This window comes from Serratia sp. 2880STDY5682894, from assembly GCF_001537385.1.
Taxonomy (GTDB): Bacteria; Pseudomonadota; Gammaproteobacteria; order Enterobacterales; family Enterobacteriaceae; genus Serratia; species Serratia nevei.
The window spans coordinates 84,512-110,035 of the sequence record NZ_FCJA01000006.1 but is presented as its reverse complement, the minus strand read 5'-3'; the positions used below and the strand labels follow the sequence as shown (position 1 = coordinate 110,035).

At 59.8% G+C, this 25,524-nt stretch carries 27 protein-coding genes; 14 read left to right on the top strand and 13 right to left on the bottom strand.

Going from position 1 to position 25,524, the window contains the following annotated elements:
* Positions 1-3: 3 nt before the first annotated feature.
* The 5 genes from cyoB (at position 4) to AWX27_RS14890 (ending at position 5,408) form a co-directional block, all read left to right on the top strand.
* Positions 4-1,995, top strand: a complete 1,992-nt coding sequence (cyoB, locus tag AWX27_RS14910) for a cytochrome o ubiquinol oxidase subunit I (protein ID WP_033637313.1) — start codon at positions 4-6, stop codon at positions 1,993-1,995.
* A complete protein-coding gene (locus AWX27_RS14905) occupies positions 1,985-2,602 on the top strand; it encodes a cytochrome o ubiquinol oxidase subunit III (protein WP_033651086.1) in 618 nt (205 codons plus the stop codon). Before cyoB ends, AWX27_RS14905 begins: the two co-directional genes overlap by 11 nt.
* Complete coding sequence (locus AWX27_RS14900; RefSeq protein ID WP_004940369.1) at positions 2,599-2,937, top strand: cytochrome o ubiquinol oxidase subunit IV; 339 nt, start codon at positions 2,599-2,601, stop codon at positions 2,935-2,937. Before AWX27_RS14905 ends, AWX27_RS14900 begins: the two co-directional genes overlap by 4 nt.
* A gap of 17 nt (positions 2,938-2,954) precedes the next feature.
* The gene (gene cyoE, locus AWX27_RS14895) at positions 2,955-3,845 is read left to right on the top strand and encodes a heme o synthase (RefSeq protein ID WP_015376842.1); all 891 of its coding nucleotides are present in this window, start codon (positions 2,955-2,957) and stop codon (positions 3,843-3,845) included.
* Between the two features lie 198 nt (positions 3,846-4,043).
* Positions 4,044-5,408 carry an MFS transporter gene (locus AWX27_RS14890; protein WP_060423360.1) on the top strand — a complete coding sequence of 455 codons (1,365 nt, stop codon included), beginning with the start codon at positions 4,044-4,046 and terminating at the stop codon, positions 5,406-5,408.
* Positions 5,409-5,442: 34 nt separating this feature from the next.
* Here AWX27_RS14890 and AWX27_RS14885 read toward each other — a convergent pair whose 3' ends face one another.
* Entirely contained in the window at positions 5,443-5,934 is a 492-nt protein-coding gene (locus tag AWX27_RS14885) for a YajQ family cyclic di-GMP-binding protein (protein WP_060423356.1), read from the bottom strand.
* A gap of 182 nt (positions 5,935-6,116) precedes the next feature.
* Here AWX27_RS14885 and panE point away from each other — a divergent pair, with 182 nt between their 5' ends.
* Together panE and yajL are read left to right on the top strand one after the other, a co-directional pair.
* A complete protein-coding gene (gene panE, locus AWX27_RS14880) occupies positions 6,117-7,028 on the top strand; it encodes a 2-dehydropantoate 2-reductase (protein WP_060423353.1) in 912 nt (303 codons plus the stop codon).
* Complete coding sequence (yajL, locus tag AWX27_RS14875) at positions 6,991-7,581, top strand: protein deglycase YajL (RefSeq protein WP_060423350.1); 591 nt, start codon at positions 6,991-6,993, stop codon at positions 7,579-7,581. The genes panE and yajL overlap by 38 nt, the downstream gene beginning before the upstream one ends.
* 66 nt (positions 7,582-7,647) lie before the next feature.
* Here yajL and thiI read toward each other — a convergent pair whose 3' ends face one another.
* Positions 7,648-9,096, bottom strand: coding sequence for a tRNA uracil 4-sulfurtransferase ThiI (gene thiI, locus AWX27_RS14870; protein WP_047728729.1), 1,449 nt, complete (start codon positions 9,094-9,096; stop codon positions 7,648-7,650).
* A 160-nt stretch (positions 9,097-9,256) separates the two neighbouring features.
* Here thiI and xseB point away from each other — a divergent pair, with 160 nt between their 5' ends.
* The 4 genes from xseB (at position 9,257) to AWX27_RS14850 (ending at position 13,434) form a co-directional block, all read left to right on the top strand.
* On the top strand, positions 9,257-9,520 hold the full coding sequence (gene xseB, locus AWX27_RS14865; RefSeq protein WP_015376838.1) for an exodeoxyribonuclease VII small subunit: 264 nt from the start codon (positions 9,257-9,259) through the stop codon (positions 9,518-9,520).
* Positions 9,521-9,525: 5 nt separating this feature from the next.
* Complete coding sequence (ispA, locus tag AWX27_RS14860; protein ID WP_047728733.1) at positions 9,526-10,446, top strand: (2E,6E)-farnesyl diphosphate synthase; 921 nt, start codon at positions 9,526-9,528, stop codon at positions 10,444-10,446.
* A 34-nt stretch (positions 10,447-10,480) separates the two neighbouring features.
* On the top strand, positions 10,481-12,346 hold the full coding sequence (dxs, locus tag AWX27_RS14855; RefSeq protein WP_055316790.1) for a 1-deoxy-D-xylulose-5-phosphate synthase: 1,866 nt from the start codon (positions 10,481-10,483) through the stop codon (positions 12,344-12,346).
* Positions 12,347-12,459: 113 nt separating this feature from the next.
* Positions 12,460-13,434 carry an aldo/keto reductase gene (locus AWX27_RS14850; protein WP_038876158.1) on the top strand — a complete coding sequence of 325 codons (975 nt, stop codon included), beginning with the start codon at positions 12,460-12,462 and terminating at the stop codon, positions 13,432-13,434.
* A gap of 33 nt (positions 13,435-13,467) precedes the next feature.
* On the opposite strand, the gene pgpA is transcribed toward AWX27_RS14850, so the two are convergent.
* The 6 genes from pgpA to nrdR all read right to left on the bottom strand — a co-directional run bounded on the left by pgpA (position 13,468) and on the right by nrdR (position 17,583).
* Positions 13,468-13,962, bottom strand: coding sequence for a phosphatidylglycerophosphatase A (gene pgpA / locus AWX27_RS14845; RefSeq protein WP_004940382.1), 495 nt, complete (start codon positions 13,960-13,962; stop codon positions 13,468-13,470).
* Positions 13,955-14,947 carry a thiamine-phosphate kinase gene (gene thiL / locus AWX27_RS14840; protein ID WP_060423346.1) on the bottom strand — a complete coding sequence of 331 codons (993 nt, stop codon included), beginning with the start codon at positions 14,945-14,947 and terminating at the stop codon, positions 13,955-13,957. The genes pgpA and thiL overlap by 8 nt, the downstream gene beginning before the upstream one ends.
* A 51-nt stretch (positions 14,948-14,998) precedes the next feature.
* Entirely contained in the window at positions 14,999-15,415 is a 417-nt protein-coding gene (nusB, locus tag AWX27_RS14835) for a transcription antitermination factor NusB (RefSeq protein WP_004940384.1), read from the bottom strand.
* Between the two features lie 20 nt (positions 15,416-15,435).
* Positions 15,436-15,906, bottom strand: coding sequence for a 6,7-dimethyl-8-ribityllumazine synthase (gene ribE / locus AWX27_RS14830; protein ID WP_004940385.1), 471 nt, complete (start codon positions 15,904-15,906; stop codon positions 15,436-15,438).
* A gap of 107 nt (positions 15,907-16,013) precedes the next feature.
* On the bottom strand, positions 16,014-17,123 hold the full coding sequence (gene ribD, locus AWX27_RS14825; RefSeq protein ID WP_060423342.1) for a bifunctional diaminohydroxyphosphoribosylaminopyrimidine deaminase/5-amino-6-(5-phosphoribosylamino)uracil reductase RibD: 1,110 nt from the start codon (positions 17,121-17,123) through the stop codon (positions 16,014-16,016).
* A gap of 10 nt (positions 17,124-17,133) precedes the next feature.
* Positions 17,134-17,583 (bottom strand): transcriptional regulator NrdR, encoded by a 450-nt coding sequence (gene nrdR / locus AWX27_RS14820; RefSeq protein WP_004940387.1) that lies wholly within the window; start codon positions 17,581-17,583, stop codon positions 17,134-17,136.
* 175 nt (positions 17,584-17,758) lie between these two features.
* Here nrdR and AWX27_RS14815 point away from each other — a divergent pair, with 175 nt between their 5' ends.
* Positions 17,759-18,319 carry a SadB/YajI family lipoprotein gene (locus AWX27_RS14815; RefSeq protein ID WP_047728744.1) on the top strand — a complete coding sequence of 187 codons (561 nt, stop codon included), beginning with the start codon at positions 17,759-17,761 and terminating at the stop codon, positions 18,317-18,319.
* A 64-nt stretch (positions 18,320-18,383) separates the two neighbouring features.
* Here AWX27_RS14815 and secF read toward each other — a convergent pair whose 3' ends face one another.
* The 5 genes from secF to queA all read right to left on the bottom strand — a co-directional run bounded on the left by secF (position 18,384) and on the right by queA (position 23,868).
* Positions 18,384-19,352, bottom strand: a complete 969-nt coding sequence (gene secF, locus AWX27_RS14810) for a protein translocase subunit SecF (RefSeq protein WP_060423338.1) — start codon at positions 19,350-19,352, stop codon at positions 18,384-18,386.
* A gap of 10 nt (positions 19,353-19,362) precedes the next feature.
* The gene (secD, locus tag AWX27_RS14805; protein ID WP_071845295.1) at positions 19,363-21,210 is read right to left on the bottom strand and encodes a protein translocase subunit SecD; all 1,848 of its coding nucleotides are present in this window, start codon (positions 21,208-21,210) and stop codon (positions 19,363-19,365) included.
* Between the two features lie 24 nt (positions 21,211-21,234).
* On the bottom strand, positions 21,235-21,567 hold the full coding sequence (gene yajC / locus AWX27_RS14800; RefSeq protein ID WP_004940391.1) for a preprotein translocase subunit YajC: 333 nt from the start codon (positions 21,565-21,567) through the stop codon (positions 21,235-21,237).
* Between the two features lie 33 nt (positions 21,568-21,600).
* Positions 21,601-22,725: a tRNA guanosine(34) transglycosylase Tgt gene (tgt, locus tag AWX27_RS14795; RefSeq protein WP_033647322.1), complete on the bottom strand. Its 1,125-nt coding sequence runs from the start codon at positions 22,723-22,725 to the stop codon at positions 21,601-21,603.
* Positions 22,726-22,797: 72 nt separating this feature from the next.
* Positions 22,798-23,868, bottom strand: a complete 1,071-nt coding sequence (gene queA, locus AWX27_RS14790) for a tRNA preQ1(34) S-adenosylmethionine ribosyltransferase-isomerase QueA (protein WP_016928878.1) — start codon at positions 23,866-23,868, stop codon at positions 22,798-22,800.
* A gap of 120 nt (positions 23,869-23,988) precedes the next feature.
* Here queA and AWX27_RS14785 point away from each other — a divergent pair, with 120 nt between their 5' ends.
* Together AWX27_RS14785 and AWX27_RS14780 are read left to right on the top strand one after the other, a co-directional pair.
* Positions 23,989-24,570 (top strand): ACP phosphodiesterase, encoded by a 582-nt coding sequence (locus AWX27_RS14785; protein WP_046688353.1) that lies wholly within the window; start codon positions 23,989-23,991, stop codon positions 24,568-24,570.
* A 229-nt stretch (positions 24,571-24,799) separates the two neighbouring features.
* A complete protein-coding gene (locus AWX27_RS14780; protein ID WP_019454212.1) occupies positions 24,800-25,402 on the top strand; it encodes a peroxiredoxin C in 603 nt (200 codons plus the stop codon).
* The last annotated feature ends 122 nt before the right edge of the window (positions 25,403-25,524 follow it).

Below are 25,524 nucleotides of genomic sequence, written 5' to 3'. Positions count from 1 at the left end.
CTGATGTTGGGAAAATTAACACTTGATGCGGTTCCGTACCACGAACCGATCATCATGGTCACCGTAGCCGCAATTATTGTCGGGGGCCTGGCAGTGCTGGCGCTGCTGACATATTTCGGCAAATGGAAGTGGCTGTGGAGCGAATGGCTGACTTCGGTCGACCATAAAAAAATTGGTATCATGTACATCATCGTGGCGATGGTCATGCTGCTGCGCGGCTTCGCCGACGCCATCATGATGCGTAGCCAGCAGGCGTTGGCGTCCGCCGGCGAAGCCGGGTTCCTGCCGCCGCACCACTACGACCAGATCTTCACCGCGCACGGCGTTATCATGATCTTCTTCATGGCGATGCCTTTCGTAGTCGGCCTGATGAACGTCGTGGTGCCGCTGCAAATCGGTGCGCGCGACGTCGCCTTCCCGTTCCTGAACTCCCTGAGCTTCTGGTTCTTCGTGGTGGGCGTTGTGCTGATCAACATATCCCTGGGGGTCGGTGAGTTCGCTCAGACCGGTTGGCTGGCGTATCCGCCGCTGTCCGGTAAAGAGTACAGTCCTGGCGTCGGGGTCGATTACTGGATCTGGAGTCTGCAGATTTCCGGTCTGGGTACCCTGCTGACCGGCGTGAACTTCTTCGCCACCATTCTGAAGATGCGTGCCCCAGGCATGCCTATGATGAAGATGCCGGTGTTCACCTGGGCGGCCCTGTGTACTAACGTCCTGATCATCGTTTCTTTCCCAATTCTGACCGTCACCATCGCGCTGCTGACCCTGGATCGTTATCTGGGCACCCATTTCTTCACCAATGATATGGGCGGCAACATGATGATGTACATCAACCTGATTTGGGCCTGGGGTCACCCAGAGGTGTATATCTTGGTTCTGCCGGTGTTCGGCGTGTTCTCCGAAGTCACCGCAACCTTCTCCAGAAAACGCCTGTTCGGCTATACCTCACTGGTATGGGCAACCATCGCGATCACCGTTCTGTCGTTCATCGTCTGGCTGCACCACTTCTTCACCATGGGGTCCGGCGCGAACGTTAACGCCTTCTTCGGTATCGCCACCATGATCATTTCCATCCCGACCGGGGTGAAAATCTTCAACTGGCTGTTCACCATGTATCAGGGCCGTATCAAGCTCAACTCCGCGATGCTGTGGACCGTTGGCTTCATCATCACCTTCTCCGTGGGTGGTATGACCGGCGTTCTGCTGGCGGTGCCGGGCGCGAACTTCGTGCTGCACAACAGCCTGTTCCTGATCGCTCACTTCCACAACGTCATCATCGGCGGCGTGGTGTTCGGTTGCTTCGCGGGCCTGACCTACTGGTTCCCGAAATCCTTCGGCTTCACGCTGAACGAAAAATGGGGCATCCGCGCGTTCTGGTTCTGGATCATCGGCTTCTTCACCGCCTTCATGCCGCTGTACGCATTGGGCTTTATGGGCATGACCCGTCGTATCAGCCAGAACATCAACCCTGAGTTCCACCCTCTGCTGCTGGTTGCAGCCGGCGGTGCGGCGCTGATCGCCTGCGGCATCCTGTGCCAGCTGATCCAGATCTTCGTCAGTATCCGTGACCGCGAACAGAACCGCGATCTGACCGGTGACCCATGGGGTGCTCGTACTCTGGAGTGGTCAACCTCGTCTCCACCGCCGTTCTATAACTTTGCCGTAGTGCCGCAGATTCATGACCGTGATGAATTCTGGGACATGAAAGAAAAAGGCGAAGCGTATAAGAAACCGGCTAAATACGAACCGATTCATATGCCTAAGAACACCGGCGCCGGCGTGATCATCGCCTTCTTCAGCCTGGTCTTCGGTTTCGCAATGATTTGGGAAATCTGGTGGATGGCTCTGGCCGGCTTCATCGGTATGATCGTTGTCTGGATCGGCAAGAGCTTCGATCACGATGTTGACTACTATGTGCAGGTTGATGAAATCGAGCGCATTGAGAACCAACACTACGAACAAATCCGTAAAGCAGGCGTGAACCATGTCAACTGAAACTCTGACCAATCATAACGCAGCCCATGCAGAGCATGGGCACCACGACGCGGGTGGAACCAAGGTCTTCGGATTCTGGATCTACCTGATGAGCGACTGTATTTTGTTTGCGAGCTTGTTCGCGACTTATGCAGTCCTGGTGAACGGGACCGCCGGCGGTCCTACTGGGGCACACCTGTTCAAACTGGACTTCGTCCTGGTTGAAACCTTCCTGCTGCTGTTCAGCTCCATCACCTACGGCATGGCGATGATCGCCATGAACAAGGGGAAAGTGGCGGGCGTCAATCTCTGGCTGTTCCTGACCTTCCTGTTTGGTCTGGGATTCATTGGCATGGAGCTCTTCGAATTCCATGAATTTATCTCAGAAGGTTTTGGCCCGGATCGCAGCGCGTTCCTGTCCAGCTTCTTCGCGCTGGTCGGCACCCACGGTCTGCACGTAAGCGCAGGCTTGGTATGGATCATCGTGATGATGATTCAGGTGAGCAAGTTCGGCCTGACCGCGACCAACAAAACCCGCCTGATGTGCCTGAGCCTGTTCTGGCACTTCCTGGACGTGGTCTGGATCTGCGTATTTACCGTTGTTTATCTGCTGGGGGCTATGTCATGAGTCATTCATCCCATGAAACCTCTCACGGCGGCGCAAGCCACGGCAGCGTGAAGTCATACCTGATCGGCTTTATCCTGTCGATCATCCTGACGGTAATTCCATTTGCGATGGTAATGAACGGCACTGCCTCTCATTCCACCATCCTGGCGGTTGTTGTCGGTATGGCGGTTATCCAGGTGATTGTTCACCTGGTTTACTTCCTGCACATGAACACCTCATCGGAAGAGCGCTGGAACCTGGTGGCATTGCTGTTCACCGCTATGATCATCGGTATCGTTGTTGTAGGTTCACTCTGGATTATGTACAACCTCAACATCAATATGATGGTCGATTAAGAGCTGAGCTGCACGTGATGATTAAGCAATACCTGCAAGTCACTAAACCAGGAATTATTTTCGGCAATTTAATTTCTGTCGTTGGGGGATTCCTGCTCGCTTCCAAAGGGAGCATCGACTATCCCCTGTTTCTCGCCACCCTGGTGGGTGTCTCGTTGGTGGTCGCGTCGGGCTGTGTGTTTAACAACTACATCGACCGCGACATCGACAAGAAAATGGAGAGAACGAAGAATCGGGTGCTGGTAAAAGGCCTGATCGCGCCGAGTGTCACCCTGGTTTATGCGACCGTGTTGGGTATTGCGGGCTTCGCGTTGCTGTATATCGCGGCCAACCCGCTGGCCATGTGGCTGGCGGTGATGGGCTTCGTGGTTTATGTCGGCGTTTACAGCCTGTACATGAAACGCCACTCGGTCTACGGCACGCTGATCGGCAGCCTGTCGGGCGCCGCGCCGCCGGTTATCGGCTATTGCGCGGTGACCAACGAGTTCGACGCCGGCGCGTTGATCCTGCTGGCTATCTTTAGCCTGTGGCAGATGCCGCATTCTTATGCGATCGCTATCTTCCGCTTTAAAGATTACCAGGCGGCCAACATTCCGGTCCTGCCGGTGGTGAAAGGCATTTCCGTCGCCAAGAACCACATCACGGTCTACATCCTGGCGTTTATGATCGCCACGCTGATGCTGACCTTGGTAGGTTATGCCGGCTACAAGTACCTGATCGTCGCTGCGGCGGTGAGCGTATGGTGGCTCGGCATGGCGCTGCGCGGTTACAAGACCGAAAACGACAGCGTCTGGGCGCGTAAACTGTTCGTGTTCTCCATCGTCGCCATCACCTCGCTGAGCGTGATGATGTCGATCGACTTCAGCGCCACGGCGGCGCCTGAAGCGCTGGTGACCTACGTTTGGTAAGCCAAATCATCTGTGAATGGGCCGCTTTTGCGGCCCATTTTATTTGTCACGCCGAAAAGCGGCCGAACTGTAATATCTGTTAAACAACATTCGATTTACCCCCCCTGCCCTGCACACTAAAATGACGCAGCTTTACAGAAGTCATGCCATCAGGCGCTGTTTCAACGTCTGATGGCATGGTTTTTACCGAGGTTTGATGTGAACGATAATTCAATGACCCCGCAGGAGCGCCGCGCCACCTGGGGATTGGGCACCGTATTCTCCCTGCGCATGCTCGGCATGTTTATGGTACTGCCGGTGCTGACCACCTACGGCATGGCGCTCAACGGCGCCAGCGAAGCGCTGATCGGCATCGCCATCGGCATCTACGGCCTGGCGCAGGCGGTGTTTCAAATCCCGTTCGGCCTGGTGTCCGATCGCATCGGCCGCAAGCCGCTGATCGTCGGCGGCCTGCTGATCTTTGCCCTCGGCAGCGTGATCGCCGCCGCGACCGATTCGATCTGGGGCGTGATCCTCGGCCGCGCGCTGCAAGGCTCCGGCGCGATCGCCGCCGCGGTCATGGCGCTGCTCTCCGATCTGACCCGCGAGCAGAACCGCACCAAGGCGATGGCGTTTATCGGCGTCAGCTTCGGCATCACCTTTGCCATCGCCATGGTATTGGGCCCTATCATCACCCACGCCTTCGGCCTGCATGCGCTGTTCTGGATGATCGCCGTACTGGCGCTGGCCGGCATTGTCATCACCCTGGCGGTAGTGCCTTCCGCCGACACTCACCTGCTGAACCGCGAGTCCAGCATCGTGCGCGGCAGCTTCCGCAAAGTGCTGAGCAACTCGCGCCTGCTGAAGCTCAACTTCGGCATCATGTGCCTGCATATCCTGCTGATGTCGAGCTTCGTGGCGCTGCCGCTGGCGATGGAAAAAGCCGGGCTGGCGGCCAGCGAGCACTGGATCGTCTACCTGGTCACCATGCTGGTATCGTTCGCCGCCGTGGTGCCTTTCATCATCTATGCCGAAAAATATCGCCGCATGAAGCAGGTCTTTATGGGCTGCGTGGCAGTGCTGTTCTGCGCCGAAGTGCTGCTGTGGCTCTCCGGCGCGCACCTGTGGGGCATCATCGCCGGCGTGCAGCTGTTCTTCATGGCCTTCAACGTGATGGAAGCCATTCTGCCTTCGCTGATCAGCAAAGAGTCACCGGCCGGCTACAAGGGCACCGCGATGGGGGTCTACTCCACCAGCCAGTTTATCGGCGTGGCGATCGGCGGCAGCCTCGGCGGCTGGCTGTACGGTTTGCAGGGGGCGGGCTTGGTGTTTATCGCCGGCGCCGTGCTGGCCGCTCTCTGGTTCCTGGTCAGCAGCACCATGAAAGAACCGCCGTATGTCAGCAGCCTGCGCATTACGCTGTCGGAACTGGCGGTGAAAGATTCGGCGCTGGAAAGCCGCCTGAAGGCGCAGCCCGGCGTGGCCGAGGCGATCGTAGTGCCGGAAGAGCGCAGCGCCTACGTCAAGGTGGATACCAAGCAGACCAATCGCGGTCAGCTGGAAGCGCTGGTCAATTCGCTGTAAAGAATCAGGGCCGGCAATGCCGGCCCCGTAGAGATTAATCGCGGAAGTTCTTGAACTGGAACGGCTGCCCCAGATCGCCGCCGCGCACCAGCGCCATCACGCTCTGCAAATCGTCGCGTGACTTACCGGTCACCCGCACTTCTTCGCCCTGGATCTGCGCCTGCACCTTCAGCTTGCTGTCTTTGATCAGCTTGACGATTTTCTTCGCCACAGAGGTTTCAATCCCCTGCTTCAGCTTGGCTTCCACGCTGTAGGTTTTACCGCTGTGGATAAACTCTTCCGGGATCTCCAGCGCGGCGCCGTCGATGCTGCGCTTGCTCAGCTTTTCGCGCAGAATATCGAGCAGCTGCTGCACCTGGAAATCAGACTCGGTGGCAACCTTGATGCTTTGGTCTTTCTCGTTTAGCTCAAAGCTGGCCGGCACGTTGCGAAAATCCCAGCGGGTGCCGAGATCGCGGGTGGCGTTCTCAACGGCGTTACGCACTTCCTGCATATCAATTTCGGAAACGATGTCGAAAGATGGCATACTTCTTCCTCCTGAATGAGTGCCTAATAGTTTAGGCGATTTTGATGCCGAGCATGATAACCGCTTTGCCGCCTCAGACAAAATCTGCTGAACGCACGCAGGGATAGCGCTTCGGGCTGCCATAAAGCCTATAGTTAATTCACGGTAATTGAGCGGTATTCCCGTGTTTCCAAGGAGACTGAATGAAAATAACCATTCTTGGTTGCGGCGCGCTCGGACAACTGTGGCTCTCCCGGCTGTATCAGCAGGGCCACGATGTACAGGGATGGCTAAGAGTGCCGCAGCCTTTTTGCGCGGTGAACGTGATAGAGCCGGAAGGCGTCTCGTTTAATCGCAACTTGCCCACTAACGATCCGCAGCACCTTGCGCAAAGCGAGCTGCTGCTGGTGACGCTGAAAGCCTGGCAGGTGTCCAGCGCGGTCAGCGCGCTGCTGCCGAAGCTGAACCCCCAGTGCGCCATTTTGCTGCTGCACAACGGCATGGGCACCCAAGAGGAGCTGCCGCCGAACGGCCAGCCGATCCTGCAGGGCACCACCACCCACGCCGCGCGCCACGAAGGCAGCACCATTATCCACGTCGCTACCGGCATCACCCACATCGGCCCGACCTCGCCGGCCGCCCAGCACCTCAGCCACCTGGCGGAAGTGCTGCATCAGGCGCTGCCCGACGTTGCCTGGCACAACAACATCGCCTCGGCCAACTGGCGCAAGCTGGCGGTCAACTGCGTGATCAACCCGCTGACGGCGCTGTACGGCTGCCGTAACGGCGATCTGCAGCGTTACCCGGAACAGATCGAAACGCTGTGCCGTGAAGTCGCCAGCGTGATGGCGATGGAGGGCTACCACACCTCCTGCGAAGGTTTGATGCAATACGTGATGGACGTGATCCACAGCACCGCCGACAACGTTTCGTCGATGCTGCAGGACATCCGCAGCCAGCGGCACACCGAGATCGACTACATCACCGGCTATCTGCTGCGCCGCGCGCGCAGCCACGGCCTCGCGCTGCCGGAGAATGCGCGGCTGTTTGAACTGATTAAACGAAAGGAAAATGAATATGAGCGTATCGGCGCTGGTCTGCCTGGCACCTGGTAGCGAAGAAACCGAAGCCGTCACCACCATCGATCTGCTGGTACGGGCGGGCGTAAAAGTCACTACCGCCAGCGTTGCCGGCGACGGCGAGCTGACTATCGTCTGTTCGCGCGGCGTCAAACTGCTGGCCGACGCGCCGCTGGTGGCGATCGTCGATGAGCCGTTCGACGCTATCGTGCTGCCCGGAGGCCTGAAAGGCGCAGAATGCTTCCGCGACAGCCCGCTGCTGGTGGAAAAGGTGCGGCAGATGCATCTGCAGGGCAACATCGTCGCCGCCATCTGCGCGGCACCGGCGCTGGTGCTGCAGTACCACGATCTGTTCCCGGTCGGCAACATGACCGGCTTCCCTGGCCTGAAAGACCAGATCCCGGCGGATAAATGGATGGAGCGCCGCGTGGTGTACGACGCCCGCGTCAACCTGCTCACCAGCCAGGGGCCGGGCACCGCGATGGAGTTCGCGCTGAAGCTGATAGACCTGCTGCTCGGCAAGGCCAAAGCGGCGGAGATCGCCGCGCAGCTGGTGCTGATCCCGGGGATGTACGATTTTCGCGACTGAGCGGCTTGCCGATAAAAAAAGGGCTGAACACCGGTTCAGCCCTTGTCGTTTATGCCGCTCCGTGCGTTACGGGCGATAAACCTTCACGTTGCTGAAGCCTTGCTCCAGCAGGTACAGCGCCTGCAGGCGGCTCATCACGCCGCGCTCGCAATACAGCAGATAGGTTTTGCTCTGATCCAGATCGCCGAACTGGGTGCTCAGCTTGTAGAACGGCAGCGCTTTCACTTCAACCTGTTCCAGCTGCAGCGGCTTCTCTTCCTGCTCGTCGTTGGAGCGGATATCCAGGATCACCTCGTCGGCGCCGAAGGCCGCGACGGTTTCCACCTCGGTCACCTGCTCCTGTGCCTGCTCGGCGATAGAGCGAATATCGACGTTCTTCGCTTCGCTCACCACCCGGTCGAGAATGCTGAAATCGAAGTGGCTCTCTTCCTCTTCGATCTTGGCCTTGATCGCTTTCACCGTCGGGCTCTTCGAAATCACACCGCAGTATTCCGGCATGGTTTTGGCGAAGTCTTCGGTGCCGATTTCGCGCGCCAGTTTGATGATGTGCTCTTTATCGTGCGAGATCAGCGGACGCAGGATCAGGGTATCGGACGCATTGTCGATCAAACGCAGGTTGGTCAGCGTCTGGCTGGAGACCTGCCCCAGCGCCTCGCCGGTCACCAGCGCCTGCACGCCGTAGCGTTCGGCCACTTGCGAAGCGGCTCGCACCATCATGCGCTTGAGCACCACGCCCATCTGGCCGTCGTCGACCTTCTCCAGGATCTCACCCACCACCGGCTCGAAGTCGATGGCGACGAAGCGCACCTTGTGCGAGCTGGCGAAGCGATTCCACAGGTAGTGCGCCACCTGCTTCACGCCGATCTCGTGCGCGGCGCCGCCCAGGTTGAAGAAGCAGAAGTGCACGCGGCAGCCGCGGCGCATCAGCATGTAGCTGGACACGCCCGAGTCGAAACCGCCGGAAATCAGCGACATTACGTCTTCCTGAGTGCCGACCGGGTAACCGCCGATGCCTTCGAGGCGGCGTTTGACCAGCATCAGCTTGTCGTCTTCGATCTCCAGGTTTACCGTGACCTGCGGGCGGGTCAGGTTAACGCGCGCGCTTTCGATGTGTTGGTTCAGGCCGCCGCCGACGTAGCGCTCCACGTCCTGCGAGTTGAACGCCTGCTTGCCGCGGCGCTTAACGCGCACGCAGAAGGTTTTGCCTTCCAGCTGGGCGCGGTAGGCTTCCAGCGTCTGCTCAAAGATGTGGTGGATATCGGTATAAGCGCGATCTTCCACTTCCAGAATATGGTGGATACCGGGAATGCGCGTCAGGGCGTCGGCAATGATCGGCCGCTGGTTTTCATCTTTGGCGCGAACTTCGATATGATCCCAGTGACGGACGACCGCCAGCGTTTCATCATACTGCTTCAGGACGTTGCGAATATTGGTCGAGAGAATCTTGATAAAGCGCAAGCGCACAGATTGGCTCTTGATGGTGATTTCCGGGAACAATTTAATGATAAACTTCATGGCGGTCTTTGTTGTCAGATAAGAATTACGGCGCGGAGTATATCACCATATCGCCGTGCTCTGCGCACAAAACCACACATGAGCGCCATGATTTGCTAATCAAGATCCGCTAGGATAGGCTCTGGCGCCACGGTTCACATGATGACGTAAAAAGAAAATTATGCCGAAAAAACCAGCACAATCAGCCAGTACAGAGCAAACTGCCAGCTTTGAAAGCGCCCTCGGCGAGCTGGAAAGCATCGTGACGCGTCTGGAATCAGGCGAACTGCCGCTGGAAGACGCGCTGAACGAGTTCGAACGCGGCGTACAGCTGGCGCGTCAGGGCCAGCAGAAACTGCAACAGGCGGAACAGCGTGTGCAGATACTTCTTAACGACAGCGCTGACGATGCGGCGCTGGCGCCTTTCACACCGGATGCCGAGTAACCGACATGTCTGAGATCGCCCCATCGGCCGCTTTTGCCGATCAACTGCAGATTTTCCGCCAGCGCGCCGATCGCGCGCTGCTGGACTTCATCGCCCCGCTGCCGTTCAACGACGGCAACATGGTGGCGGCGATGCGTCACGGCGCCTTACTGGGCGGCAAGCGCCTGCGCCCATTCCTGGTGTACACCACCGGCCAGATGTTCGGCGTGTCGCTGGCTAACCTGGACGCGCCGGCGGCGGCGGTGGAATGTATTCACGCCTACTCGCTGATCCACGACGATCTGCCGGCGATGGACGACGACGATCTGCGCCGCGGCCAGCCGACCTGCCACATTAAATTCGGCGAAGCCAACGCGATACTGGCCGGCGATGCGCTGCAAACGCTGGCGTTTTCGATCCTGGCCGATGCCGAAATGCCTGACGTAGCCCTGCGCGATCGGCTGGCGATGGTCTCTGAACTGGCGACCGCCAGCGGCGTAGCCGGCATGTGCGGCGGCCAATCGCTGGATCTGGAAGCCGAAGGCAAGCGCGTTGATCTGCAGGCGCTGGAGCAGATCCACCGCCATAAAACCGGCGCGCTGATCCGCGCGGCGGTGCGCCTGGGCGCGCTGAGCGCCGGCGAAGCCGGGCGCGCGGCGCTGCCGCAGCTGGATCGTTACGCCGCTGCGGTTGGCCTGGCGTTCCAGGTACAGGATGACATTTTGGACGTTGTCGGCGAGACTGAAAAAATCGGCAAGCGCCAGGGAGCGGACCAACAACACGGAAAGAGTACCTACCCGGCGTTACTCGGGCTTGACAGCGCGAAAGCAAAAGCGTGGGATCTCTATCAGGAAGCATTAGCTGCATTGGACACTTTGGCAGCGCAATCTTATAACACAGCGCCATTGCGAGCGTTAGCCAGCTTCATTATTGAACGCGACAATTAACGTATGACGTTAACTCCTCTGATATGAGTATCGAATGAGTCTTGATATAGCCAAATACCCAACCCTGGCGCTAGCGGAAAACCCCGAGGAACTCCGCTCACTGCCCAAAGAGAGCTTGCCGAAGCTGTGCGATGAGCTGCGGCAATACCTGCTGAACAGCGTCAGTCGCTCCAGCGGCCACTTTGCCTCCGGGCTGGGTACCGTCGAACTGACGGTGGCGTTGCATTTCGTCTACAACACGCCGTTCGATCACCTGGTGTGGGACGTCGGCCACCAGGCCTACCCGCACAAAATTCTGACCGGCCGCCGCGACCGCATCGCCACCATTCGGCAAAAAAACGGCCTGCATCCGTTCCCGTGGCGCGCCGAAAGCGAATACGACGTGCTGTCGGTCGGCCACTCGTCGACCTCGATCAGCGCCGGCCTCGGCATGGCGGTGGCGGCGGAGCGTGAAGGCAAAGGCCGCCGCACGGTGTGCGTGATCGGCGACGGCGCCATCACCGCCGGCATGGCGTTCGAAGCGATGAACCACGCCGGCGACATCAACCCGGACATGCTGGTGGTGCTGAACGACAATGAGATGTCGATCTCGGAAAACGTCGGCGCGCTGAACAATCACCTGGCGCAGCTGTTGTCCGGCAAGCTTTACTCCACCCTGCGCGAAGGCGGCAAGAAAGTGCTGGCCGGCGTACCGCCGATCAAGGAGCTGGTGAAACGCACCGAAGAGCACCTGAAAGGCATGGTGGTGCCAGGCACGCTGTTCGAAGAGCTGGGTTTCAACTACATCGGCCCGGTAGACGGGCACGACGTGCAGGGGCTGGTTGCCACGTTGAAAAACATGCGCGATCTGAAAGGCCCGCAGCTGTTGCACATCATGACCAAGAAAGGCCGCGGTTACGCACCGGCGGAGAAGGATCCGATCAGCTTCCACGCCGTACCGAAGTTCGATCCTGCCAGCGGTACGCTGCCGAAAAGCGCCGGCGGTCTGCCGACCTATTCGAAAATCTTCGGCGACTGGCTGTGTGAAACCGCCGCCAAAGACAGCTCGCTGATGGCAATCACGCCGGCCATGCGCGAAGGTTCCGGCATGGTGCAGTTTTCCCGCGACTACCCGCAGCAATATTTCGACGTGGCGATCGCCGAGCAGCACGCGGTCACCTTCGCCGCCGGGCTGGCGATCGGCGGCTACAAGCCGGTGGTGGCGATCTATTCCACCTTCCTGCAGCGCGCCTACGACCAGCTGATCCATGACGTGGCAATCCAGAACCTGCCGGTGATGTTCGCCATCGATCGCGGCGGCATCGTCGGCGCCGACGGCCAGACTCACCAGGGGGCGTTCGATCTGTCGTTCATGCGCTGCATCCCGACCATGGTGATCATGACGCCGAGCGACGAGAACGAATGCCGCCAGATGCTGTATACCGGCTATCACTACAATGCCGGCCCGAGCGCCGTGCGCTATCCGCGCGGCACCGGCACCGGCGCGGCGCTGGAGCCGCTCAGCCTGCTGCCGATCGGCAAAGGCGTGGTGCGCCGCCAGGGGGAAAAGATCGCCATTCTCAACTTCGGCACCCTGCTGCCGGAGGCCGCGCAAGCGGCGGAAGCGCTCAACGCCACGCTGGTCGACATGCGCTTCGTCAAACCGCTGGACGAGCAGCTGGTGCTCGAACTGGCCGCCAGCCATGAAACGCTGGTCACGCTGGAGGAGAACGCGATCATGGGCGGCGCCGGCAGCGGCGTCAACGAACTGCTGATGGCCAAACGCCGTCCGGTGCCGGTGCTGAACCTCGGCCTGCCGGACAGCTTCGTCTCGCAGGGCACCCAGGAAGAACTGCGCGCCGATCTGGGGTTGGATGCCGCTGGCATTCAGCGCCAAATCGAAACCTGGCTGGCGCAGTAATCGCCACTCGCGCCTGACAAAACGCCTCCGCCCTCGGGGGCGTTTTTGTTTCCGCCCCCTCTCGCCGAGATCCGCGCTACAGTTACTGTCTGAGCTGTGAATGGGAGGCAAGCATGAAGTACCTGAAACTGGGCAACACCGATCTGAACGTCTCGCGCATCTGCCTGGGTTGCATGACCTACGGCGAACCGAACCGCGGCAATCACGCCTGGACGCTGCCGGAAGAGAGCAGCCGTCCGCTGCTGAAACAGGCGTTGGAAGCCGGCATCAACTTTTTCGACACCGCCAACAGCTATTCCGACGGCAGCAGCGAGGAAATCCTCGGCCGGGCGCTGCACGACTATGCGCGCCGCGAAGACGTGGTGGTCGCCACCAAGGTGTATTTCCCGCTGAGTAACTTGAAGCGCGGTTTATCGCGCGCCAACATCATGCAGTCCATCGACGACAGCCTGCGGCGCCTGGGCACCGACTATGTCGATTTGCTGCAGATCCACCGCTGGGATTACGAAACGCCGCTGGAAGAGACGCTGGAAGCGCTGCACGACGTGGTGAAAGCCGGTAAGGCGCGTTACATCGGCGCCTCCTCGATGTACGCCTGGCAGTTCGCCAAGGCGCTGTATACCGCCGATCTGCACGGCTGGACGCGCTTCGTCAGCATGCAGGATCAATACAACCTGATTCAGCGCGAAGAAGAGCGCGAAATGCATCCGCTGTGCGCCGCCGAAGGCATCGCCGTGCTGCCGTGGAGCCCGCTGGCGCGCGGCCGCCTGACCCGCCCCTGGGGCGAAACCACCGCGCGGCTGGTTTCCGACCAGTTCGGCAAGAGCCTGTATGAGGAAACTGAAGGCATCGACGCCATTATCGCCGAGCGCGTCGCCAGCCTCGCCGAGGAACGCGGCGTTTCACGCGCGCAGATCGCGCTGGCCTGGCTGCTGAACAAACCGGCGGTCAGCGCGCCGATCGTCGGCGCTTCGCGCAGCGAACAGCTGGACGACGCCATCGCCGCGGTCGATTTGAGTTTGTCGCCGCAAGAGGTCGCGGAGCTGGAGACGGCTTACGTGCCGCATCGGGTGACGGGATTTGAATAAAGAGAAGCGGGCGCGAAACAGCGCGCCCGTTTGTCAGAACAGCCCGATCGGCCAGTGGTGCCCAATCAGGTAGATGATGCCGGCGGACAGCACGCCGGCGATGATATCGTCGACCATGATGCCCATGCCGCCATGCACGTTGCGGTCGAACCAGCGGATCGGCCACGGTTTCCACATATCCAGAATGCGGAAGATGACGAAACCGGCGGCAACCCAGCGCCAGTCGTTGACCGGCAGCGCCATCAGCGTGATCCACATGCCGACGAACTCGTCCCAAACGATGCTGCCGTGATCGTGCACCTTCATGTCTTTTGCCGTGCGGTGGCAAATATAGACGCCGATGCAGATGCTGAACATCACCGCCAGCGAGTAAAGCTGCCACGGTAGCTGGATCAGCAGCAGCCAGAACGGGATCGCCGCCAGCGATCCCATGGTGCCCGGCATCACCGGCGACAAACCGCTGCCAAACCCGGTGGCCAGCAGGTGCCACGGATTGCTCATCCGCAGCCGACGCTTGGCTTCATCCATGGGTGCCCGGCCCCGCGTTGAAATGATCGAACCCAATCCAATCCAGCTCTACCGCTTCGTCGTTGCGATAATAGCGGATGCCTTCAGACAGCGGGCCAATTTGGCCGATGCAGGTGTAGTCGGCCCCGAGGTGGCTCAACGCCACTTCCAGCGCGCCGCGGTTGATCTCCGGCACGGTGAAGCACAGTTCGTAATCTTCACCGCCCGCCAGCGCCCAGCGCAGCGCCTGCTCGGCATCGGCGTGGCTGCTCAGCGCCTGCGACATCGGCAGCTCGTCCAGCACGATGCGCGCGCCACAGTCGCTGGCCTTCAGGATATGCTTCAGATCGGAAATCAGGCCGTCGGAGATGTCGATCGCCGAGCTGGCCAGATCCCGCAGCGCCTGCCCCTGCAGCACCCGCGGCTGCGGCCGCAGATGGCGGGCGACCAGATAATCGCGCGCCGCCGCATCCTTCACCGCCAGGCGATCCTGCAGGATCGCCAGACCGGCGGCGCTGTCGCCCAGCGTGCCGGTCACATAGATCCAGTCGCCGATGCGCGCACCGCTGCGGGTCAGCGCCCGGCCGGCCGGGATCAGCCCCTGAATAGTCAACGTCATGCTCAGCGGGCCGCGCGTGGTATCGCCGCCGATCAGCTGCATGCCATAATAGTTGAGCTGATCGAACAGGCTGTCGCTGAAGGCCTTCAGCCAGGGCTCGTCCACCTCCGGCAGGGTCAGCGCCAGCGAAAGCCAGGCCGGATCGGCGCCCATCGCCGCCAGATCGCTCAGATTGACCGCCAGCGCCTTATAGCCGAGATCGGCCGGATCGATGTCCGGCAGGAAGTGAATGCCCGCGACCAACGTATCGGTACTGACGGCCACCAGCTGTTTTTCCGGCACTGCCAGCAGTGCGCAGTCATCTCCAATGCCCAACTGTACATCCCGGCGCACGCGCTTAAACCGGTCAAAATAGCGGGCAATGAGGTCAAATTCGCCGCATGCCATATCGATATTCCACTAGAAGAAATTAAGGCCGGGAATGCCGGCCTTAAAGTTTTACTTTTTCTTGCGAAGGGTTGGCGCCACTTTATCCAGCACCCCGTTCACAAACTTGTGGCTGTCTTCCGCGCCGAAGGTTTTCGCCAGTTCGATCGCTTCGTTGATTGCCACCTTGTAAGGGACATCCTCGCGCATTTTCAGTTCAAACAGCGCGACGCGCAGCACCGCGCGCTCTACCTGGCCCAGCTCTTCGAGCTGACGCGACAGGTAAGGCGCCATCAGTTCGTCCAGCATACCTGCATTCACTGCCGCGCCGGACAGCAACTCGCGAAAATAGGCGACGTCAACATCTTTGACATCCTGCTCCGTCAGGAACTGGTGTTCAACATCGGCAAGGTCGTTTTTAGACAACTGCCAAGAGTAAAGCGCTTGAACAGCGCACTCACGAGCGCGGCGACGAGCAGCAGGTTTCACGGAATTCCCCTTAACTAAATTCAGGCTTTAATAGCTTTGATAACATTAATCATTTCAAGTGCGGTCAGCGCGGCTTCAGCGCCCTTGTTGCCCGCTTTGGTGCCGGCGCGTTCGATCGCCTGCTCGATGCTTTCGGTGGTCAGCACGCCAAAAGCAACCGGGATTTCGGCATTCATCGCAACGTTGCCGATGCCGGAGCTGGCTTCGCCCGCCACATATTCGAAGTGCGCGGTGCCCCCACGGATAACGGTGCCCAGCGCGATAACCGCGTCGTATTTGCCGGTTTTGGCCAATACGCTCGCCGTCAGCGGCAGCTCGTAAGCGCCCGGGACCCAGACAACGGTGATGTTGTCGTCAGCAACCTGACCAATGCGTTTCAGCGCGTCGATGGCGCCTTCCAGCAGGCTGTCGTTGATGAAATTGTTAAAACGTGCAATTGCGATCGCCACACGGGCATTTGGAGTAGCAACAACACCTTCGATAACTTTCATGGGCTTTCCTTAAAAATGGGTTCAATACCCCGCAGGGGGGCGGATTCTATCATATTCTTTCATCGCCTGCGCGGCGCTTTTGTAAAACCGGCGCGCGGGCGCGAGATTCAGTGTTTCGCCCGCAGGCGTAAACGCAGATCGGGGCCGACCTGACGCACGTCGCTAAAGACGAATTCCGGCGCGTCGGCCAATCGCTCCAGGCCCGGCAGGTGGCACAGGCCACGGCCATTATCGCCCAACAGTTTCGGCGCGATGTACAAAATGAGCTCATCCACCAGGCCGGCCTGCAGCAACGCACCGGCCAGCGATGCGCCCGCCTCCACCCAGATTGAATTCACCTGGCGCTTGGCCAACAGCATCATCATCACCACCAGATCGACGCCGCCGCCGTGCGCCGGGCAGATAAACTGTTCAACGTCTTGCGGCCAGGTCTGTTCATCCGCCTGCAGACGCGCCAGCCAGGTGGCGCCGGGCTGCTGCACCACGCGGTGCTGCGGGGTAATGCGGTTTTGGCTGTCGAGCAGGATGCGCAGCGGCTGGCGCAGATTGTCGCGCGGATAGAGGCGCTGCGTCTCGGCGTCCAATTCATCCCAACGCACCGTCAGCGACGGATCGTCCGCCAGCACGGTGGCGCTGGTGCTGAGGATGGCGGCGCTCTGCGCGCGCAGGCGCTGCACGTCCTGACGCGCTTCGGGTGAGGTGATCCACTGGCTCTCGCCGGAGGCCATCGCCGTGCGGCCGTCCAGCGACGCGCCCAGCTTCAGCTGCACGTAAGGGAAGCCGGTGCGCATGCGCTTGAGGAAGCCCAGATTGACCGCTTCGGCCTCGGCCAGCATCAGGCCGTGCCGCACCTCGACGCCGGCCTGCTGCAGCTTGTACAGCCCGCGTCCCGCCACCTGCGGGTTAGGATCTTGCATCGCCGCGACCACCCGCGTCACGCCGGCGGCCACCAGCGCATCGGCACAGGGCGGCGTGCGGCCGTGATGGCTGCACGGCTCGAGCGTGACATAGGCGGTGGCGCCGTGCGCCTTGTCGCCCGCCATGCGCAGCGCGTGCACTTCTGCGTGCGGCTCGCCGGCGCGCAGATGATAGCCTTCACCGACAATTTCGCCGTCGCGCACGATAACGCAGCCGACGTTCGGATTGGGCGCGGTGGTAAAACGCCCCAGCCGCGCCAGTTCGAAGGCGCGCGCCATGTAAAATTCGTCGTGATGCATGAAAGATCCTTTAGTCTTGCAGGCGGGCAATCTCTTCGCCGAACTCGCGCACGTCTTCGAAGCTGCGGTACACCGACGCGAAGCGAATATAGGCGACCTTATCCAGCTTTTTCAGCGCGTCCATCACCAGATTGCCCACCAACTTGGTCGGCACTTCGCGTTCGCCGGTGGCGCGCAGTTGGGATTTGATATGGTTAAGGGCGTTTTCCACGTCGTCCGAGCTGACCGGGCGCTTTTCCAGCGCTTTCAGCATGCCGCGGCGCAGTTTGTCTTCGTTGAACGGCTCGCGCACCTCATCGCTTTTAATCACTCGCGGCATCACCAGCTCGGCCACCTCAAAGGTGGTGAAGCGTTCATTGCACACCAGACACTGGCGGCGACGGCGCACTTGCGAACCGTCCCCCACCAGGCGGGAATCAATGACTTTGGTATCAACGGCGGCGCAGAAAGGGCAATGCATAACACGTCCTGATAAACGTTTTTTATAGATAAAAGCAGTTTACCCCGAAGTGCAGCCACAACAAAGGGCGGCGGCCATTTGTTGCGACACGCGGCCAGGAAGCGGCACCGATATGACTTTCCCCTCCGGGCGGACTAAGCTGATAGCAGGAGATTCAGCATAGGAAATCGCCGACATGACAACCTGTTACCCCAAAATCGCCCTGCTCGCCGCCGCCGTGTTGTTGACGGGCTGCGCGCACAACGCCGCCGTGCCTCAGCTGCGCCATCAGGTCGCCGCGCTGAACCAGAAAGTGAGCGTGCTGACCGATCAAACCACCGCGCTGGAGCGACAGAATCTGCTCAATCAGCACTCCGATAACGGCGTCTACCTGCTGCCGGCAGCCCGGAGCGCCGCCCGTTTGCAGAGCAGCCTCGGCGAACTGAGCGTTTCGCTGAGCCACATCAAGAGCGAAGCCAACGGCACGCAGGCGCAGCTGCATGTGCGCATCCTCTCGCAGGCCACGCTGCCGCCGTTCAACGCAGTGGTAGAATGGGGCCCACTGGATGAAGCCACCGGCCGGCCGTTGACCGCCGAGGCGCTGTCGCAACCGATCGCCAGCGCCGATTCGCTGCTGCCGAAGCCCGGCCAGGACTTCGAACTGCGCTTCAGCGGCCTGACGCCGGAACAGCTGGGCTATATCCGCCTGCACAGTCTGGTTTCGACCGCCCAACCGGCGGTGGTGCAGCCGCACTGAAACCCGAAGCAAAAAAAAGGAGCGCCATCGGCGCTCCTTCTCATTTCGCTGAATACTGCGACGGTTAAGGCAGAATCGAAGGCTGATCTGCGCCCTCTTTTTCCACTTTTTGCTGCAGCATGTGTTCGCGTTTCATCCCCAGCTTCAACGCCAGCGCGGACGCGACGTAGATGGAGGAAACGGTACCGATCGACACGCCGATCAGCATCGCCAGCGAGAAGCCTTGCAGCATCGCGCCACCGAAGATGTACAGCATCAGCACCACCATCAGGGTGGTCCCGGAAGTCATCAGCGTACGGCTCAGCGTCTGGGTCAACGACACGTTCATGATTTCGTAAGGCGTACCGCGGCGGATCTTGCGGAAGTTCTCACGAATACGGTCGGAGACCACGATGCTGTCGTTCAGCGAGTAACCGATAACCGACATCAGGGACGCGACGATGGTCAGGTCAATCTCGATGTGGAACAGCGACAGCACGCCCAGCGTGATGATCACGTCGTGCGCCAGCGCGATAACCGCCCCCAGCGCCAGGCGCCATTCGAAGCGGAAACCGACGTAGATCAGGATACAGATCAACGCCACCAGCAGCGCCATGCCGCCGGTTTGCGCCAGCTCGCTGCCCACGCTCGGGCCGACGAACTCAATGCGCTTCACGGTGGCGTTTTTATCCACCGAGTCGTTGATCACGCCGATCACCTTGTTGCCCAGTTCCTGGCCTGCGGTGCCGGTCGCCGGTGGCATACGCACCATCACGTCGCGGCTGCTGCCGAAGTTCTGGATGATCGGATCCTGGAACCCGGCCTTCTCCAGCGTATCGCGCATCAGGTCGAGATTGGCCGGCTTCTCCAGGTTGATTTCAATCACCGTACCGCCGGTGAAATCCAGACCCCAGTTAAACCCGCGCACCGACATGGTGACGATCGACGCGACCAACAGCAGCAACGAGATGCCGAAGGCCACGTAGTCCCAGCGCATAAAGTCGTAGACTTTACGGCCGTAGTTGAGTTGCTCAACAGTATAATCCTGTGCCACAACGCACTCCTCAGATAGACAGCTTGTTAATGCGTTTGCCGCCGTAAAGCAGGTTGACGATGGCACGGGTACCGACAATCGCGGTGAACATGGACGTCGCCACACCGATAGCGGTGGTGATCGCAAAGCCTTTGATCGAACCGGTGCCCACTGCGTACAGGATGACCGCGGTGATCAGCGTGGTGATGTTGGCGTCGACGATACTGGAGAACGCGCCTTTATAGCCTTCATGGATCGCCTGCTGAACGGACCTGCCGTTCTTCAGCTCTTCCTTGATACGTTCGTTAATCAGTACGTTGGCGTCAACCGCCACCGCCAGCGTCAACACGATCCCGGCAATGCCCGGCATGGTCAGCGTCGCCCCTGGCAACAGGGACATCACGCCGACGATCAGCACCAGGTTGGCGACCAGCGCCGTGGTGGCGATCACGCCGAACTTACGGTACCAGACCACCATGAAGACGATGGACGCCACCAGGCCCCACAGACAGGCTTCCAGACCTTGGGTAATGTTCTGCTGACCCAGGGTTGGACCGATGGTGCGCTCTTCGACGATCTGAATCGGCGCGATCAGCGCGCCCGCACGCAGCAGCAGCGAAAGCTGACGCGCTTCGTTCGGGTTGCCGATACCGGTGATGCGGAAGCTGTTGCCCAGACGCGACTGAATGTTCGCCACGTTGATCACTTCTTCCTGTTTCACCAGCACCGCGCGGCCATTGGCGTCTTTCTTGCCGCTGTCCTTATACTCCACGAACAGGGTCGCCATCGGCTTGCCGATGTTGTCCTTGGTGAAGTTGGACATGGACGTGCCGCCGGCGCTGTCCAGCGAGATGTTAACCTGCGGCTGGTTGTATTCGTCGGTGCTCGAGGTAGAGTCGGTGATGTGATCACCGGTCAGGATCACGCGCTTGTACAGCACGATCGGCTGGCCGTCACGGGTGTATTTCACCTCGGAGTCGCCCGGCACGCGGCCGTTGGCCGCCGCAGTGGCGTCCGCATTGGTGTTCACCAGACGGAATTCCAGGGTCGCGGTGGCGCCCAGAATTTCTTTGGCGCGCGCGGTGTCCTGAATGCCCGGCAGCTCGACCACGATGCGGTCGGCGCCCTGGCGCTGCACCAGCGGTTCGGCGACGCCGAGCTGGTTGACGCGGTTACGCAGGATAGTGATGTTCTGCTGGACGGCGTATTCGCGCGCTTCGCTCAGACGGGCGTCCGTCAGGCTGGCTTTCATGGTGTTGGCGCCGTTGGCGGACAGCACCAGATCGCGCTGACGCGGGCCGATGTAGCTGATGGCCTGATCGCGGGCCGCATCGTCACGGAAGCGAACTTCCACGCCGTTGTTGTCCAGCTTGCGGATAGACGCATAAGGAATGCCCTTCTCGCGCAGCTCGCTGCGCAGGGTATCCATGGTCTGTTCCTGCAGCTTGCTCAGCGCGGTGTCCATGTCCACTTCCATCAGGAAGTGCACGCCGCCGCGCAGGTCCAGGCCGAGTTTCATCGGCTCTGCGCCCAGCATGGCCAGCCAGGTCGGCGTGGCCGGCGCCAGGTTCAGCGCCACGACGAATTTGTCACCCAGCTCGGTCACCAGCGCTTCGCGGGCGCGCAGCTGAACGTCAGGATCTTTAAAGCGAGCCAGGATGGCGCCATTTTCCAGCGCAATCGACTTGCTCGCAATGTTGTCTTTTTCTAATACGGTACGGACCTGGTCCAGCGTAGTTTCACTGGCGGCGACGCCGCGCGCGCCAGTGATTTGTACGGCCGGATCCTCACCGTAGATGTTGGGAAGCGCATAAAGCAGACCGACGAGGATCACGACGATCAACATCAGATACTTCCACAAAGGATAACGGTTTAGCACGGCAATTCCCTTCGGGAAAAAAGATTACAGGGCCTTCATGGTACCTTTCGGCAGAACGGCCGCCACGAAGTCACGCTTGATCATCACTTCCGTGGTGTCGTTCAGCGCGATGGCGATGATGCCGGTGTCGGCCACTTTGGTCACGCGACCGATCAGGCCGCCGGTGGTCAGCACTTCGTCGCCTTTACCGATGGAGTCCATCAGCTTCTTGTGATCTTTAGCGCGCTTCTGCTGTGGGCGCAGGATCATGAAGTAGAAGATCAGGCCGAACACCACCAGCATAATTATCAGAGAGTACGGGCTTCCCTGAGCCGGAGCCCCTGCGGATGCGACGGCGTCAGAAATGAAAAAGCTCATTGAAATTCCCTCATTAAGTTATCAATTATTAGATCAAGCGTTTAAAGGCGGAATCGGCTTGCCGATCCGACCATAGAAATCCGCAACAAACTGCTCTAATTTACCCTCTTCGATAGCCTGGCGTAAACCCGCCATGAGGCGCTGATAGTGACGCAGGTTATGAATCGTGTTCAGTCGAGCACCCAATATTTCGTTGCAACGGTCGAGATGGTGCAAGTAGGCGCGGCTGTAATGGCGACACGTGTAGCAATCACAGTCCTTATCCAGCGGAGAAGTATCATCCTTGTGCTTGGCATTACGGATTTTTACCACACCGTCAGTCACGAACAGATGGCCGTTGCGGGCGTTGCGGGTCGGCATGACGCAGTCGAACATGTCGATGCCGCGACGCACGCCTTCCACCAAATCTTCCGGCTTGCCGACGCCCATCAAATAGCGTGGCTTATCTTCCGGAATTTGCGGGCAAACGTGTTCAAGAATGCGATGCATATCCTCTTTCGGCTCGCCTACAGCCAAGCCGCCCACAGCGTACCCGTCAAAGCCGATATCCACCAGCCCTTTGACGGAAACATCACGTAAATCTTCGTAAACACCGCCCTGAATGATGCCGAACAGCGCATTTTTATTTTCCAGCTCGTCGAAACGCTTGCGGCTGCGCTCCGCCCAGCGCAGCGACATTTCCATCGAACGCTTGGCGTAGTCCCAGTCGGCCGGATACGGCGTACATTCGTCGAAGATCATCACGATGTCGGAACCCAGGTCATACTGGATTTCCATCGATTTTTCCGGGCTCAGGAACACCTTGTCGCCGTTGATCGGGTTGCGGAAGTACACGCCTTCCTCTTTGATCTTGCGCATCGCCCCCAGGCTGAATACCTGGAAACCGCCGGAATCGGTAAGGATCGGCCCATGCCACTGCATGAAGTCGTGCAGATCGCCGTGCAGTTTCATGATCTCCTGGCCCGGGCGCAGCCACAGGTGGAAGGTGTTGCCCAGCAGGATCTGCGCGCCGGTCTCTTTCACTTCTTCCGGCGTCATGCCCTTGACCGTACCGTAGGTACCGACCGGCATAAAGGCCGGGGTTTCCACCACGCCGCGGTCGAAGATCAGGCGGCCGCGACGCGCGCGGCCATCGGTAGTTTGTAGTTCGTACTTCACAAAGCCTCCAGCATCAGAGAAACAGTCTGATGTCGTTGAAACGGGGCCGCGCCGTGGGCGCAGCCCGGGAAATTAACCGCCGACGGACTCGTTTTCCGCCTGCGGGTTACGGCTGATGAACATCGCATCGCCGTAGCTGAAAAAGCGATACTGCTCGGCCACCGCCTGCTGATAGGCGTTCATGGTATTTTTATAGCCGGCGAAGGCCGACACCAGCATGATCAGGGTCGACTCCGGCAGGTGGAAATTGGTCACCAGCGCGTCGATCACCTGATAGTGATAGCCCGGATAGATAAAGATGCTGGTATCGCCGAAGAACGGCGCAATCAGCGCCTCTTTGCTGGCCGCCGCGGCGCTTTCCAGCGAGCGCACCGAGGTGGTGCCCACCGCCACGACGCGTTTGCCGCGCGCCTTGCAGGCCAGCACCGCATCGACCACGTCCTGCGGCACTTCGGCGTATTCGGCGTGCATCACGTGATCTTCGATGGTTTCCACGCGCACCGGCTGGAAGGTGCCGGCGCCGACGTGCAGCGTCACGAACGCCATTTCCACGCCCTTGGCGCGCAGCGCCGCCAGCAGCGGTTCGTCGAAGTGCAGGCCGGCGGTCGGCGCGGCGACCGCGCCGGGTTTCTCGCTGTAGACCGTCTGATACAGCTCGCGGTCCGCGTCTTCATCCGGGCGGGCGATATAAGGCGGCAGCGGCATATGGCCGGCGGCGTTGAGGATAGTGAACACGTCGCGCTCGTCGTTGAAGCGCAGCTCGAACAGCGTCTCGTGGCGCGCTACCATGGTGGCGGCGATGCTCTCGTCATCCCCCAACAGCAGTTCGGCGCCCGGCTTCGGCGCTTTCGACGCGCGCACGTGCGCCAGCACGCGATGGTCGTCCAGCACGCGCTCCACCAGCACTTCAATCTTGCCGCCACTGACCTTGCGGCCGAACATGCGCGCCGGGATCACGCGGGTATTGTTGAACACCAGCAGGTCGCCGGCTTCCAGCTTATCCAGCAGATCGGTGAATACGCCGTGCGTCAGCGCCCCGCTCGGCCCGTCCAGCTGCAGCAGGCGGCATGCGCTGCGTTCGGCCTGGGGATAGTGGGCAATCAGGGATTCGGGAAGTTCAAACGAAAAATCAGCGACGCGCATGGGTATTCACTTCTTCAATTTAGGGCTGGTTGGTAAAAAACAGGCGGCCTAGTCTAAAGCCGGGGGCGGTCAGCGGCAAGAAATAAGGAGGATTTGCCTGACTTCGGGTATAGTTGAGGGATGAATTTTCTCGCTCATCTTCACCTGGCCATGCTGGCGGACAGCTCGCTGCTGGGCAACCTGCTGGCCGATTTCGTGCGCGGCAACCCCGCCGCCGACTACCAGCCCGACGTGGTGGCCGGCATCATGATGCACCGCCGCGTCGACGTGCTGACCGACAGCCTGCCGCAGGTCAAAGCCAGCCGCGACTATTTCAGCGCCCCCTACCGCCGCGTAGCGCCGATCACCCTCGACGTGGTGTGGGACCATTTTCTGGCGCGCCACTGGCAGCAGCTGGAGCCTTCGCGCGACCTGCACCAGTTTACCCAGGAAGCCCGCAGCCAGATCGAACCTTTTCTGCCGCTCACGCCGCCGCGCTTTCAAAACCTGAACGGCTACCTGTGGCCGGAACGCTGGCTGGAGCGCTACGCCGAATTGCCGTTCATCGCCCGGGTGCTGCAGGGCATGGCCAGCCGCCGCCCGCGCCTCGATGCGCTGGCCGGCTCGTTCGCCGACGTCGAGCAACATTATCATCAGCTTGAAACACAGTTCTGGCAGTTTTACCCGCAAATGATGCGGCAGGCGAAGGACAAAGCGCTCTGAGGTCAAGCCCAAGCCATTGAAATTGCAACGCCTTGCAAGAATTTACGTTTTGCCGCTTGCCCTTTTGTGGGAAAAGGTTATTTTTAAAGCTCGCTAAATTATATCAACGACTTTGATAGGTGAAAGCTATCTCATCGATTGGTCTTTTACCCTTTATTCACCAAGTCGCGGCCCCTATACTGGCCCTTGTTTTTACATCCACCCTTTAACACCTATTACAGGAGTAATTATGGTCCTGGTAACTCGTCAAGCCCCTGACTTCACTGCAGCTGCCGTACTGGGTAGCGGCGAAATCGTTGAAAACTTCAACCTGAAGAAGCACCTGAACGGCAAACCGGCCGTGCTGTTCTTCTGGCCAATGGACTTCACCTTCGTATGCCCTTCCGAGCTGATCGCTTTCGATCACCGCTATGAAGAGTTCCAGAAGCGTGGCGTTGAAGTGGTTGGCGTTTCCTTCGACTCAGAGTTCGTCCACAACGCATGGCGTAAAACCCCTGTCGACAAAGGCGGCATCGGTGAAGTGAAATACGCAATGGTTGCTGACATCAAGCGTGAAATCCAGAAAGCTTACGGCATCGAACACCCGGAAGCCGGCGTTGCGCTGCGCGGCTCCTTCCTGATCGACAAAGACGGCATCGTGCGTGCTCAGGTTGTTAACGACCTGCCAATCGGCCGTAACATCGACGAAATGATCCGTACCGTTGACGCGCTGCAATTCCACGAAGAGCACGGTGAAGTGTGCCCGGCTCAGTGGGAAAAAGGCAAAGCAGGTATGGGCGCTTCCCCAGACGGCGTTGCAAAATACCTGTCTGAAAACGCTGCCAAGCTGTAATTTCAGCCTGATAGTGAATCAACCGGCCCACGCGGCCGGTTTTTTTATGCCCCTTTATGGGGCAGACCGCCCACCTTCAGTGCTTTATTTCCCTGTTTCCGCTCACATTTCCCACCCTGCTC